13 protein-coding genes are annotated in these 13,376 nt (G+C 75.9%); 7 read left to right on the top strand and 6 right to left on the bottom strand.

Going from position 1 to position 13,376, the window contains the following annotated elements; translation table 11 throughout:
• Positions 1 to 21: 21 nt before the first annotated feature.
• A complete protein-coding gene (locus ACH4SL_RS34025; RefSeq protein WP_398453239.1) occupies positions 22 to 1,608 on the bottom strand; it encodes a TROVE domain-containing protein in 1,587 nt (528 codons plus the stop codon).
• Between the two features lie 662 nt (positions 1,609 to 2,270).
• Between ACH4SL_RS34025 and ACH4SL_RS34020 the strand changes: the two genes are divergently transcribed.
• The 7 genes from ACH4SL_RS34020 (at position 2,271) to ACH4SL_RS33990 (ending at position 8,887) form a co-directional block, all read left to right on the top strand.
• Positions 2,271 to 2,723: a hypothetical protein gene (locus ACH4SL_RS34020; RefSeq protein WP_398453236.1), complete on the top strand. Its 453-nt coding sequence runs from the start codon at positions 2,271 to 2,273 to the stop codon at positions 2,721 to 2,723.
• A gap of 72 nt (positions 2,724 to 2,795) precedes the next feature.
• Positions 2,796 to 3,296, top strand: a complete 501-nt coding sequence (locus tag ACH4SL_RS34015; RefSeq protein ID WP_398453234.1) for a hypothetical protein — start codon at positions 2,796 to 2,798, stop codon at positions 3,294 to 3,296.
• A 486-nt stretch (positions 3,297 to 3,782) separates the two neighbouring features.
• Positions 3,783 to 4,205: a hypothetical protein gene (locus ACH4SL_RS34010; protein ID WP_398453231.1), complete on the top strand. Its 423-nt coding sequence runs from the start codon at positions 3,783 to 3,785 to the stop codon at positions 4,203 to 4,205.
• 37 nt (positions 4,206 to 4,242) lie between these two features.
• Positions 4,243 to 4,863 (top strand): twin-arginine translocation signal domain-containing protein, encoded by a 621-nt coding sequence (locus tag ACH4SL_RS34005; RefSeq protein WP_398453229.1) that lies wholly within the window; start codon positions 4,243 to 4,245, stop codon positions 4,861 to 4,863.
• A 13-nt stretch (positions 4,864 to 4,876) separates the two neighbouring features.
• The gene (locus tag ACH4SL_RS34000) at positions 4,877 to 5,782 is read left to right on the top strand and encodes a MauE/DoxX family redox-associated membrane protein (RefSeq protein ID WP_398453226.1); all 906 of its coding nucleotides are present in this window, start codon (positions 4,877 to 4,879) and stop codon (positions 5,780 to 5,782) included.
• Between the two features lie 522 nt (positions 5,783 to 6,304).
• Complete coding sequence (locus ACH4SL_RS33995) at positions 6,305 to 7,543, top strand: histidine decarboxylase (protein WP_398453223.1); 1,239 nt, start codon at positions 6,305 to 6,307, stop codon at positions 7,541 to 7,543.
• Positions 7,544 to 7,732: 189 nt separating this feature from the next.
• A complete protein-coding gene (locus ACH4SL_RS33990; protein WP_398453220.1) occupies positions 7,733 to 8,887 on the top strand; it encodes a hypothetical protein in 1,155 nt (384 codons plus the stop codon).
• A 6-nt stretch (positions 8,888 to 8,893) separates the two neighbouring features.
• On the opposite strand, the gene ACH4SL_RS33985 is transcribed toward ACH4SL_RS33990, so the two are convergent.
• From ACH4SL_RS33985 to ACH4SL_RS33965, 5 genes are all read right to left on the bottom strand, one after another.
• On the bottom strand, positions 8,894 to 9,991 hold the full coding sequence (locus tag ACH4SL_RS33985) for a LuxR C-terminal-related transcriptional regulator (RefSeq protein WP_398453218.1): 1,098 nt from the start codon (positions 9,989 to 9,991) through the stop codon (positions 8,894 to 8,896).
• Positions 9,992 to 10,210: 219 nt separating this feature from the next.
• Positions 10,211 to 10,666 carry a tellurite resistance TerB family protein gene (locus tag ACH4SL_RS33980; RefSeq protein WP_398453215.1) on the bottom strand — a complete coding sequence of 152 codons (456 nt, stop codon included), beginning with the start codon at positions 10,664 to 10,666 and terminating at the stop codon, positions 10,211 to 10,213.
• A gap of 300 nt (positions 10,667 to 10,966) precedes the next feature.
• Positions 10,967 to 11,938, bottom strand: coding sequence for an alcohol dehydrogenase catalytic domain-containing protein (locus ACH4SL_RS33975; RefSeq protein WP_398453213.1), 972 nt, complete (start codon positions 11,936 to 11,938; stop codon positions 10,967 to 10,969).
• Between the two features lie 110 nt (positions 11,939 to 12,048).
• The gene (locus ACH4SL_RS33970) at positions 12,049 to 12,225 is read right to left on the bottom strand and encodes a hypothetical protein (protein WP_398453211.1); all 177 of its coding nucleotides are present in this window, start codon (positions 12,223 to 12,225) and stop codon (positions 12,049 to 12,051) included.
• A gap of 69 nt (positions 12,226 to 12,294) precedes the next feature.
• A complete protein-coding gene (locus ACH4SL_RS33965; protein ID WP_398453209.1) occupies positions 12,295 to 13,164 on the bottom strand; it encodes a hypothetical protein in 870 nt (289 codons plus the stop codon).
• Positions 13,165 to 13,376 lie beyond the last annotated feature (212 nt).

Here is a 13,376-nt window from a genome sequence, read left to right as displayed (position 1 = left end):
CACCGCCCCTACCGGCGGGGGCTACTCCCAGGGCCAGGCCGTGCTGCGGCCGCGGGTCAGGAGGTCGACCATCGTGAAGAGCTTGTCGCTGAAGCCGCCGATCTCGTAGCGGTGCGGGGTGCTGGTGTCGAGGACGGCGGGGGCGTAACCGGCGGAGTTGACGCCGAAGAACGGCGTCTGGGGCGGGACGGCGTGCGAGACGCTCAGGCCGCCGCTGCTGCCGGGGTAGCGGAAGGCCTGCATGTCGGAGAAGAGGACGACCCGGTCGTGGCCGCGGTAGGCCGCCTTGAGGGCGGCCACCGTCTCCGTGCCGTGCCCGACCTCGCCGACCCGCGCGCAGAACGCCTCGGCCTGCCGCAGCACCGAACCGCCCTTCGCCAGCGGGTGGGTGAACACCCCCGACGCGAAGCCCACGAGATCGACGTCGCAGCCGCGGGCCGCGAGCGCGACCGCGAACAGCGCGCCGACGTCGACGTGCCGCACCGTGCTCCTGGCCGAGACCGGGGCCTGCATCGACGCGGACGTGTCGACGAGCACCAGCGTCCGGCCCGGCAGCGCCGGGATGTTGGCCGTGGCGGCGGTCAGCGCCCGCTCCAGGGCCTGGCCCCAGCGCAGCGACGGCGCCGCCCGGTAGGCGGACAGGAAGCGGAACGGGAACTGCCGCGACCGGCGCACCTGCTCCGGATCGGACAGCCGCGCCGCGACCGCCGCAGCGACGTCGTCGCCGACGCCCGCCTCGTCGAAGTTGCGCAGGTTGCGGGTCAGCGCCATGAGGCCCATGTGCGGGACGATCGCCGACCACGCGGCCGCGTCCATCGGGCCGAGGCTCGACAGCTGCTCCCACGTCATCCCGGCCGCGCCGAGCCGCGCCGGGTCCGCGAGGAACCACGCGCGCCGCTCCGCCTCCGGCATCCCGGCCGCCGCCCGGTAGGCGGCCAGCACCGGCAGCCGGCCGGTCACCCGCACCTCGGGCCGCTTCCAGCGCCGGTCGGCGAGGTAGTCGAAGAGGTCCGCCTGCCACGGGCCCGCGGGGGCGGGCTTGGCCAGCGCGACGACGTCCGCCATCCGCCACGCGGAGCCGGCGCCGTCGTACTTCAGCGCCGCGCGCTCGGTGTAGAGGCGGGCCACCGCGTCGGCGACACCGCGCTGCACACCGCCGGGCAGCGTCACCTTGCCCGTGCGCGCCTTCCAGTACGCCACGAACTCCGCGGGCTCGTCGGCCCGCAGCATCGCGTCGGCGACCATCTTGCGTACCGGCACGGTCGGTTCGCGGCGCAGACCCCCGGCGCGGCGGGCGAGCGCGGACTCCGCGGCCATCACGATCGCCGCGGAGCGCATGTTCATCTCGCCGCGCAGATACGGCACGAAGCGCGCCACCCAGTCCGGGTCGGCCTTCGTCGCGGCGTGCACCAGGTCGCGGAAGCGGGTGTCGCGGTCGTCGCCGGACTCGTAGAAGGAGGCCTCGCCGACCATGTTCACCGCGGCGAAGAGGAACAGCTCGCTCTTCACGCTGCGCCGGAAAGCGGCGCCGCCCTCGAATGTCGTCGTGGCACCGGTGGTGCCGAGGGGAGTGGTGGGTGCGGAACGGGTGCGGGCGAACTTCGCCATTTCGGTTGCCTTTTCGGAATCGCACGGACCGACGGCACGCGGAATGAGGGGAATTCACGCCGAGGTGGCGTGAGATCCGTAATCCGCGGATCCGGTGGACCGGCTGGACGGAAGATTCCGGACCGTCGGCGGAGGACGACCTGCAAGGCGCCGCGAGTACCCGTCGCAAGAGCTACGTAGGTGCTCTGCCGCTGAGCTACGGAGCCATGGCAGCTCCGGCGGGATTCGAACCCGCGACCTCCCCATTAGCAGTGGAAGTAGGCCCTCACTGCGCTTCGCGGCGCCTGTGCAGTTGTCGTACCGTCGCCGTGCGCGGATGCGCCGGCCCGGCCGCGAGGCGACCGGATCGGGGCGTCGGCCGGAGTCAGGAAGCAGGCGAGTGCCCGTCGTACGAGCTACCGAGCTACGGAGCCCGGAAGGCTCCGCTGGGACTCGAACCCTGTTGCTTGTTGCCAGAAGTAAGCCCGAACTGCGCTTCGCCTGCCACCTGAATCCGGTCGTCGACCCCGAAGGGTGCTGCGAGTACCCGTGAACCGGAGGCTTTTGGTATCCGATGGTTTCGAAGGAGCCCCCGGCCGCGCTTCGCGGCAGTCCTCACTGTAGGGCGGAGCGACCGCACCTCTCCACGGCTTTTCCGCGGGGCGACTTGGCATACTGCCCGCATGACGGCAATGGCGGAGGGGGACGGGGGAGCGGCCCGCGCGGCGCGCACCCCGGGAGGTACGGCGTGGCGCGCGGCGGTCCTGCTCGTCCTCGCGGTGGCGCTCATCGCGGGCGGTTCGGCGGGCGGCGCGGAACTCGTCGGCTACGACGCCCGGTTGGGCATGGCGGCCGCCTTCCCGGCGGCCGTCCTCGTCGCCGTCCCGACCCTGCTGTGGCTGCGTGCGCGGCAGGGGCACATCGCCGCCCCGCTGCTGGGCACGGTGCTCGCGGTGCTGTCGGGCGCCAATCTGCTGCACGACCACCGCTCGGTGTACGCCGGCCACGCGCTGCACCTGCTCCGCTCCGGCTCGGCGGTCTACGAGGAGTCGCTCTTCGCGGCCGGCGCGGTGGTCGCGCTGCTCGCGGTGGCGGTCGCGGCGGTCGACGGCCACCGCCACCCGCGGGGCGACTGAGCCCCACCGCGGGGCGGCCGGTGAGTACGCGGGCTCATGCGGACGGCGCCACACGGGAGTTGGGTGGCCGGTATGAGCCAGTACCCGCCCGCGGAGCCCAATCCGCGGCCCCCGTACCTGTATCCGTATCCGCCGACGCCCGTGGGACGGTTGCTCGGCCGGACCACCGGGCCCTTCCTGGACGGCGGCGCACGGCCGCCGCGACCGCCGGAGCCGCCCGGACCGCGGCATCCCGACGCGCGCCTGCGGCACCCGTGGCGCGGGCCCTGGTGCGTGACGCTCGGCGTCCTCCTGACGGCCTTCCTCGCGCTCGCGGTGTCGAGCCTGTCCACCGCCACCTTCTGCACGGAGTGCGACCCGGTCGCCACCGCTGCCCTGCACCGGGCCCAGGCGCTGTCCGGGCACTGGCTGCTCGGCGGGCTCGCCGGCTCGGGCGTGCTGCTGCTCGCGTTCTGGCTGGTCCCGCCGCGCGAGCGCCACCGCACCCGCCGGGCGCTGCTGGGCTTCGCGGCGGGCGCCGTCATGCTGGTCGGCGCCGCGATGTGCGTGTCGGTCGTGCAGCCGTACGCCTGAGGGCCCCGGGAACCCCGCGAACCGTACGGCGAACGGGAGCGCTCGGGCTCTTCCGTACGCGCGTAGAATCCCGCATCATTGCGGTGTTCCACCTTGCACTGCCGGCACATCAGTCGCATCCGGCCCAGCCCGGGGCCAGGTCCGCACGAGGCACGAGACCGCTTCGCCCGCAAGCGCGCACCGCCAGGCACACGCACGGAACCCGCACCGCACCCGTACGGGAGCGCATCCGTACGGAACCCCGCCCGTACGCGGGCACCGCACACGGCAGCATCCGCTCCACCGCACCCCTCCGCCGTACTCCCGGCACGTCACCGCAACGGCGCGGGCACGTAGCCCCCTTCCGATCTTGTCATGGGCATGCATATTCGGCCTCGCGTACCCACCCGCCCCCGTGCCGCCGCCGCGATGCGCGCGCACCTCCGTTCATCTGATTGTCATGTGCAGGTCATATTTGACCTGCGCCACCTCCGAAGGGAACGCGACATGGCCTGCGGATCGACCTCCCTCTGGGCCGGCGAAGCCACCTGGTTCTGCTGCGGCAACGCCTGGGGCTCCTGCGGCAGCGCCGGCACCGGCGCGTGCGGCACCTGCCAGTCCAGCAAGCACATGGCGGCCTGGCCCAACCTCTCGGCCGCCTGCTACGACATCACCCGCCCCGACCTGTGCGGCGAGGGCATCCCGCGGCGCACCTGCGGCGCGACCATGAACGTCAAGCACCAGTGCTCCGGCGCCACCGTGTGCGTGACGCTCGCCGACTGCGGCCCGCGCACCAAGAGCTTCTGCGGCGAGGCCACCTGCTGCAACGGCGCCTGCCGCACCAACCGGGTCATCGACCTGACGCCGTCCGCCTTCACCGCGATCGGCAGCCTCAGCTCCGGCAAGCTCCCGGTCTACATCTACGAGTGACCCCGCCGCCCCCCAACTCGCCCTCAGGAAGGACGACATGAGCCACAGCCACGACAACGGCGGGCGCCACCTGGACCGCCGGCGCTTCCTGACCACGGCCGCGATCGGCGGCGCCACCATCGTCGGCGCCTCCGCGCTCGGCGGCCTCGACGCCGAGGCGGCCTTCGCCGAGCCGATGCCCTCGCTCGACGCCGCGATCCCGGCGGCCTTCGCCGAGGGCCGCGTCGTCGCCGTCAACCGCAACGTCCTGGACGTCGCCGGCTCGCACGGCGAGCGCCACCTCGTCCAGCTCACCAACGCCACCAGCATCTGGAAGCTGCGCACCACCACCGCCGAGGCCATCGAGCCCGGCGACGGCCTCTACGCGCGCGGCGCCACCATGCCCGACGGCACCATCGCCGCCGACGCGGTGTGGGTCAACATCGTCAACGTCTACGTCACCATCCGCGGCATCGCCAAGGACCGGCTGCACCTCAGCCACGGCGGCAACGAGGTCGTCGGCCACATCGTGCCCGACACCACGACCGCCTCCTACCTCGGCGGCGCCCTCACCGCGGACCTGTCCCGTACCCGGATCGGCCAGGAGGCGCAGGTGCTCGGCGCCTGGCGGCCCGCGGACGGCCACATCGACATGGCCCGCGTCTCGCTCGGCCACTGACGGGGGGCGCGCCATGATTCCGCTGGTCTCCAACCTCGCGCCGCTGGTGTGCGCGGTGCTGCTCGTCGCGACGGGCGCCGGCAAGGCGTTCGGCCGGCAGACCGCCCAACTGGCCGCGAACACCGTGCTGGTGCGGGTGCTGAACGACGGGCGCCGCGCCACGCTCGCGCTGCGCGCCGTCGGGGTGGTCGAACTCGCCCTGGCCGCCGCGCTGTTCGCGGTACCCGACACGGTGGCGCCCGGCGCCGCGACCGCCGCGCTCGGGGCCGGCTTCACCGGCTACCTGGCCTACGCCCGGGCCACCGCGCCGGAGTCGTCGTGCGGGTGCAGCGCCCGCGCGGAGGGCCCGATCGGGGTGCGCGCCTTCACCCGGGCCGGGCTGGTGGTGGCCGGCGGGGCCGTGGCCGCGACCGCCGACGCCCCGTGGTGGTCGCAGGTCTCCGACCGCCCGGCCGCATCCGCGGGCGTCCTCGCGCTGGCCGCCGCGGTCCTGGCGGTGCTCGTCGCCGACCTCGACCGGACGCTGCGGGTGCCGCTGCGGCGCGCCCGGCTGCGGCTGTTCGGCCACCCGCTGCCGCCGGCCGGCGGGGCGGGCGACCGGGTGCCGGTCGCCGCGAGCGTCGAGCTGCTGGAGAACTCGCTGGCCTGGCAGGCGGCCATGCCGATCGTCCGCTCCGGGCTGCTCGACCACTGGGACGACGAGGGCTGGCGGGTGCTGCACTACACGGGCGCCTACCGCGACGCGCGCGGTTCGCACCCGGCGAGTGTGCTCTTCGCGCTGGACCTCACGCTCACCGTGGACTCCGCGCCGCACCCGGCGGTGCGGGTCTCGGTGATCGACGACGTGACCGGCGAGGTGGTCCCGTCCGCCGTGCCCACCCCCGACCCGCTGCGGTCACCGCTCCCCCTGGCCACCTGACCGGCCCGACCCGCGCCCCCGCCCGGCAGCCGCCCGGGCGGGGGCGCGGCGCGTCCGGCCCGGCGAACCGGGATTTTTCGCCGCGGGGCCGAATCGGCGCACTTGCGCCGCCGGGTACGGCGGGTCTGTCCACATTGGTACGTGTCCCATTTTGGACAACGGATCGGCAGGAAGGGCCAATTACCAGCTCACAGGCTTGCCGAGCGCTGACAGGGGAACAAAATGCCTGATCGGGAGGTGTGGATGGGTAGGCCAGCGTTCGTGGCGGAAGAGGTGCCGCGTCGGGTACGAATTCTCCCGTTGGTACGCACCGCTCCAACTCCCGCGGAAACAGCACCACTTGTAGGACCCCGCACCACTCCGCCGCCGGTTTCGGTCCCCGTTGCCGCGGCCGGGGTGCGCCGAAGGCCGCCGGTCCGCGCTGTCCGGTCCGGGAGGGAGCCTTCGGCGAGTCGTGTGGGGGGCCGACGCGTCCTGCCGGCCCTTCACCACGTCACGCGCTGCCGTCTCCTGGAGGTCGTCATGGCGTACGAGCCGCCCGCCGATCCGTCCGCGTCCGCGCCGCCGCCGCGCGACCGGGTCGGTGTCACCGGCGCGGACCCCGTGGGCACCCGCCGCCGCCTCACCGACCTCACCGCCGCCCTGCGCGCCACCGCCGACCGCGCCGCCGCCGCGGGTCCGGACGACCCGGCGGTGGACTTCCCCGCCTCCGCCGAGGGCGGCGACTACGCGGCGCTGCTGGCCGCCCTCGCCGACCTGGACGAGCCGCAGGGCCCCGGCCCCGGCCCCGGCGCGGACGGGGCCGTCGCGACCGTGCTGGGCCTGGAGCGGGCCGTCGTCGACTTCTGCACCGACCTCGCGCTCGGCGACCCCCGCCGCGTCCACGGCCACGTCACCGGCGGCGCCGCCGAGGGCGTCCTCGGCGGGCTGCGGGCGGCGCGGCGCGCCCTGCCCGGTGCGCCGCTGTACGTCACCGCCGCCGCGCACCACGCCGCCGCCGACCACGCCCGCCGCCTCGGGCTGGACGTCGTCGAGGTCCGGCAGGGCGAGGACGGCGCAATGGACACCGCGGCGCTCGCACAGCTCACCGCGGCCCGCCCCGGCGGCGCGATCGTGCTGGCCACCACCCACACCGCGGGCGGCGCCGGGGGCGACGACCTGACCGCGATACGGGCCGCCGCCACGCCCGCGGGGCCCGTCCATGTGCACGTCGAGGCCGGGCCCGCGGGCCTGACCGCGCCCTTCGGCAGCCGCGGCCTCGCCTGGGACCTGCGCGACGGCGCCGACAGCCTCTCCTTCACCGCGCACCGGCTGCTGGGCCTGCCCGTCCCCAGCGGGGTGCTGCTCACCGCGGGCGCCGCGGCGCCCGCCCGCGGCAACGGCGGCCGCACCCCCAACCCGCTGGCCACCGCGCTGCTGTGGGCCGCCCTGCGCGACCGCGGGTACGACGGGGTGCGCGCGCTCGTCCGGAGCTGCTACGAGACCGCCGACTACGCCGCCGGGCACATCACCGCGACCGGCTACCACGCGGTGCCCACCGGGCACGGCCTCACCGTCCGCTTCCCCCGCCCCGCCGCCGACGTGTGCGCCCGCTGGCGGCTCACCACCTCGGGCCCGTACGCCTGCCTGACCGCCCTGCCGCCCGTCACCCCCGCCCGGGTCGACGCCCTGTGCCGCGACCTCTTCGCCGCCGGGCCCCTCCCGACCGTCCCCCTCCCGCGCCCGGCCTCCGAGCCCCGCACCGCCCGGGCGGCCCGATGACCGCGCCGACCCGCCCCGCCGCGCACACCCTCAGACCGGCGCCCGGCCCGGGCAGAGCCGGGCGCCGCCGCACCCGCACGCTTGGCGACGTGCGGGTGCGGGCCCACTTGCCGCGGCCCCCGCGGACCCGCCGTCCCGCCCGCACCGTCCCCGCGACCGGTGCGGCCCCCTCCCCCCGGGACGGCTGACATGCCCACCTCCTACCCGTACGAGCCCCCGACGCCGGACGCGCACGCCTCCGGCGCTTCGCCATGGGTGCACGGGGGCCGGACCGCCGCCGGATACGGCGGGGAGCCCGCGGCGGGCGCCGCGCCGCGGGCGTACGGGACCCGGTCCGCCGCCGGGTGCGGCGACCGGGAGCAGGAGCCGGAGCCCGGCCCGTACGGCGGGCGGGAGCCGGGGAGCGGCGCCCCGCCGTGGGCGTACGGGACCTGGGCCGCCGCCGGGTACGGCGACCAGGACGCGGAGCCCGAGCCGTACGGCGGGCGGGAGCCGGGGAGCGGCGCCTCGCCGTGGGCGTACGGGACCTGGGCCGCGGCCGGGTACGGCGACCAGGACGCGGAGCCCGAGCCGTACGGCGGGCGGGAGCCCGGGGCCACGGGCGGGACGGGAGCGGAGTGGCTGGTGCCCGTCAGGGTGCCGGTCATCCCCGTCGCCACCACGCCCTGGACGGGGGACTGGTTCGGCGCCGGGCCCGCCGACGCCGCGCCCGTCACACCGGTCAGCGTGGCCGTCCTGCCGGGCGGCACCGTCCACACGTGGGGCACCGTCATGTCGCAGGCGCGCGGCCTCGCCGACGACACGCACCCGGCGTGGTCCGCGGCGGCCTGGCAGGCCCGCGAGACCGGCCGGGCCACGCACGTCGCCGTCGGTCACCCCGACGGGAGGGTCGAGCGGCTGCTCGTCGAGGCGGACGGCACCGCCCATCCGGCGCCGCGGCCCGTCCCGCAGGTGCCCGCGCGCCGCCCGCCCGACCCCTGCTGGGGCGACCCCGCGCACATGCCGCACGACCTGTGCGCCCTCGCGCCCGGCGCGGACACCGACCCCGCCGCGGCCCTCGGCCGGGCCGCCGGGGACGCCGCCCGCGACGGCGACTGGCCCGCGGCCACCCACTACGCCACCGTCGCCGCCGCCCGGCTGCACGCGCAGGGCGCCGCGGCCGGCGCCGACAAGGCCGCCCGTCTCGCCGTCACCGCGTGGCTGCGCACCGCCGACACCGCCGACACCGCGGCGCTCGGCTTCTCCCTCGTCCACCTGCTCATCTCGACGCTGCCCGGCCTCCAGGGCCCGATCGCCGCTCTGCTGCGCCGCCTCGCCGACCACCTCCCGGCGGCGCCCCGCTAGGGGGTGTCACACGCCGGTGAAGAGCCCCGCGAACTCCTCGTCGCGCGCGAGCTTCAGGCCCGCCTCGAAGCGGCTCGCGGCGTTCAGCCGCTCCATGAGCTTGGCGATGGCGCGCTGCACCGTACGGCGGTGGACGCCCAGCTTGCGGGCGATCTGGTCGTCGCTGAGCCCCGACGCCATGAGCCGGATGATGACCCGCTCCTGCGCGGTGACCGCGTCCGCGTCCTCCGCGGCGCCGCCCGCCGAGGGCGTCAGCGGCCGGCCGCGCAGCCAGAAGTCCTCGTACACCGCGCGGAAGGCCCGCATCAGGGCGGCGCCGCGGACCACGATCAGGGTGTCCGAGGGGTGTTCGGGGTCCGCGGCCATCAGGGCCGCGTTCGCGTCGAAGGTCAGCAGGTCGAAGGGCGCGTGGTCGATGAGCCGCAACTCCACGCCCGCGTCGGCCAGATCGTGCAGCCAGCGGGCGTACTTCGGCGACGCCAGGCACGACATCGGGTAGATCGCCCGGCTCTTGATGCCGCGCTCCATGAGCGAGCGGTCCTGCGCGAGCGAATCCTCCAGGACCTCGATCGCCGGCATCGGCCCCGGGTGCATCGAGTCGATCCGCTCCCGCGCCGCGTCCGACAGGTCCAGCCGGATGCGCTGCTTGCGCCGCGGCTCGGAGACGAACTCCACGGCCACCTCGCGCGTTTCGCGTGTCTCGCGCTGAACGGCGGGCCGGTAGACGGCGGTCAGCGCCTCCGTGACGCGCTGCAGCCGTACCCCGTTGCGCAACTGCTCGGTGGCGTTGGCCTGGTAGCGGTCCATGGCCCGCGCGAGCGCGGCGTCCGGGTCGACGGCCTCCGCGACCCCGTCGCGTATCTGCACCAGCCCCAGATCCGCCAACCGCCGCCAGCCGCGCCCGCCCTGGGTCTCGTCCAGCTCCGCGGCCGCGAACAGCTCGTCGGCGGACGGCGTGGCGCCGCCCGTCACCCTGCTGCGCGCCCGCAGCGCCTCGTAGAGCGCCAGCGCCGCTTCCTCGTCGCGCGGGGTGCCGATCGCACCGCCCGGACCGCCTGCCGCGGTCCCCGGCGGGCAGCCTTCCCCGCTTGGTCCCGGAAGCATTCGTCCACCCCCACCTTCCCGGGCGACCCGGCGCCCACCCGGCTACGGGGGCAGCCGTGCCCCCGGGCTTCCCCGTACGTCCCGCGTATCCACGCCGGTCGCCTCCGCCGCGGGGCGGTTTCCGACGGTCCGGCTCCACTTTCGGATCATAGTGTGCCGGATCCCGTCCGAGGACGGCTCGGGCACCGCCTCACAGGCGGTGCCCCCCGCCGCCCGGCGTCAGAGGTCGAACTCCTGCGGGTTGAGCCCCACGGCGAAGCACGCCTCGCGCACCACGGACTTCTCCGTCGCGTCGAAATCGCCGTCGGCGCCGCCGATGACGATGCCGATCTGGATCACCGCGCGGGCCTCCGTCGGCTTCTTCTGCACCTTCCCGATCTCCTGGAGGATGCCGACCTTGCCGAAGGCGAAGTCGGCGGTCAGCTTGCCCAGGTAGTCGTCGAACCGCCGCTGGAGGTCCTGCGCCGGGAAGTTCTGCAGCACCTCGTTGGTGCCGATGAGGGCGGCGACGCGCTGCCGCTCGGACGGGTCGACGGACCCGTCCGCGGCCGCCACGAGCGCGCACATCGCCATGCTGGCGTCGCGGAAGGCGCCGCTCTTGAGGTCGTTCTTCTTGGCGTTGAGCTGCGCCTGCATGTTCGTCGCGGACTCTTTGAAGCGGTCCCACAGGGCCATCGGGGGGTCTCTCCTCGTACGGGCGGTTCGTTACCCCCGGAGAACTCCGCGAGCCCGCGACGTAGTTCCCGACCACGTCGCGGGGGGTCACGGATGCGCCGTGGGGCGCCCCCAGGCTGCGCTTGCCGCGCGGGGCGAGCGTTTTTAGGGGCGCGGGGAACTGCGCGACCAGCCACGGCGTGCCGTTACGTCGTCACCGGCCCGAAGGGGCAGTACGGTCCGTACCGGACCACCGGCCGGTGGGTGGTTGCTCGCGCAGTTCCCCGCGCCCCTAAAGTCCCCGGCGCGGCAGCGCGAGGCTCAAGGGGTCAGGACGACCTTGCCGGTCGTCGCCCTCGCGGCGAGGGCCGCGTGGGCGGCGCCTGCGTCCTGGAGGGCGAAGGGGTGGACGCCCGGGATCAGCGTGCCCTGCGCGGCAGCGGAGAGGGCCGCGGACTCCAGGGCGCGCAGGCCCTCCGGCGTGCCGGTGAGCTTCGCGAGGGCGGGCCCGGCGAGGGTGCGGGTCTCGACGCCCGGGACGGGCTCCGCGGGGCCGCCGGAGGCCCAGCCGTAGACGAGGTGGCGCCCGCCGGGGCCGAGCAGGGTCAGCGCGGCGGCGGCCGCGTCGCCGCCGACACCGTCGAGGACGACCGTCGCCGCATGCCCGCCGCCGAGCGCCGCGGCCACCTCGTCCGTCCAGCCGGGCTGCCGGTAGTCGACGGCGGCGGCGCCCAGCGCGCGGACCCGCGCGACCTTGTCGGGCCCGCCCGCGGCGCCCACGACCCGCGCCCCGAGCGACAGCGCGTGCTGCACGAGCAGCGTGCCGATCCCGCCCGCCGCGGCGAGCACGACGGCGGTGTCATCCGGCGTGAGCTCCGCGAGCCGCAGGATGCCCAGCGTGGTGCGGCCGGTGCCGATCATCGCGACGGCCGCCCGCAGGTCCAGCGTGTCCGGCACCGCGTGCAGCCGCGCCTCGGGCACGACGGCCAGCTCCGCGTAGCCGCCGGGCGCGGTGCCGAGGTGGGCGACGACGCGCTGCCCGAGCCATGCCGGGTCGGCGCCCGGACCGACCCGGTCGACCGTCCCGGCGACCTCCCGGCCCGGCACGGTCGGCAGCTCCGGCAGCGGGATCGGCCCCGACGTGCGGCCCGCCCGCAGCCACGTGTCGACCAGGTGCACCCCCGCCGCCGCGACCGCCACCCGCACCTCCCCCGCCCCCGGCTCGGGATCCGGCACCTCCTCGTACCGCAGCTCCTCGGGCCCCCCGAATGCGTGCAGTCGTACGGCAAACACGTCCTCGCCCTCCGCTCCCGGCGCCCGCTGCGGCGCCTGCCCCCAGCCAACCCCGCGCGCCGGGCGCGGCCAATCGGCCATTCGCCCTAGGACGGGAGGCCCTGCGCCCGTCAGGCGTCGGGGTTCACGGAGTGGCCGTCGCGGGCGGCGAGGTCCAGGCGGATCCGGCCGTCCGTGTCGGCGGCGACCGCGTCGGCGAGTTTGTGCCAGTCGGCGGTGGAAAGGTGGGAGGAATCCAGGGCGTGGCGGCGGCCGCCCCGCGCGGGCAGCACGTACAGGGAGACCACCGGGTCCCGGTGGTCGTGGTCGAAGACCAGGTCCGCGATGTCGCGCCAGGGCAGTTCGAGGTGGCCGCGTCAGCTCCCGCCGACCGACTGCTCGACGGTCAGGCCCGCCGGATCCGCGGTCACCCGCACCTGCGGCGAGGACACGGTCAGCCGGTAGGGCCGGTGCCGCTCCTTGCCCCGCCGGGTCGCCGCCTCGTAGATCCGGTCCGCGGGCGTCGTCCCCCGGGCGGGCCCGCCGCCCCCGCCGCCCGTACGGGGCGGGGGTACGCGGTACGGGGGCGGCCCGCCGGGGGAGCCGCGGCGTACCCGCACCGGCACGCTCACCAGCAGCGCGAGCGGCAGCAGGATGCCGGGCAGCAGGGCCCACAGCAGCTCGGGCAGCGGCTCACGGCCCAGTGGGGCGAGGCGCTGCGCGTCCGTACGCCAGCTCCCGACGTCGTACGCGGCGCCGTCCACGATCAGGACGTCCACCCGTACGCCGGCCGGGTCCGGGCCCGAGGCGAACCGGTCCAGGCCCTCCAGCGTGTAGTAGCGGCCGTACCGCTCCCACCCGGCGGACCCGAAGTGCAGCGGCATCGTCTTCCACCACCCGCCGCGCGGCTGCACGGTGGTCGCGCCGCCCCAGCGCTTCGGCAGGTCCGCGAGGCCCGGTGTCCCGTAGCGCGAGACGTACCCGCGCGATCCGTGCTCGTGCGCGGCGACCGCGCCGAGGATGCCTGCGGGCAGGGCGAGTGCGGCTGCCGCCGCGAGGGTCCAGCCATACCAGCGGATGTGCGTGCGCAGGCCGAGGCTCAGCATCAGCCCGCACGCGAGCAACGTGATCGGGGCGGCCGCCCCGATCATGAGCAGCACCCCCGCGGGCCCCCACGCCTCGGGGCCCAGCAGGGCCCCGCCCCCCACCACGAGTAACCCGCCTGCGGCGTAAGCCAGTCTGCGCATGTCGGTGACCTCCCCGGTGGCCCCGGATGCTAGTCCCTCCGGGGGCTGGGGTTTCCGCGCCGGGCGAGCGTTTTTAGGGGCGCGGGGAACTGCGCGAGCAACCATCGGCCACGTGCACGTCGTCACCGGCCCGAAGGGGCAGTTCGGTTCGTACCGGACCACCGGCCGGTGGGGGCTGAGCGCGCAGTTCCCCGCGCCCCTGGTGGTTGCCC

The sequence above is a fragment of the Streptomyces sp. NPDC021020 genome, assembly GCF_044333285.1.
GTDB lineage: Bacteria > Actinomycetota > Actinomycetes > Streptomycetales > Streptomycetaceae > Actinacidiphila.
This window is presented reverse-complemented; position numbering and strand designations above follow the sequence as displayed.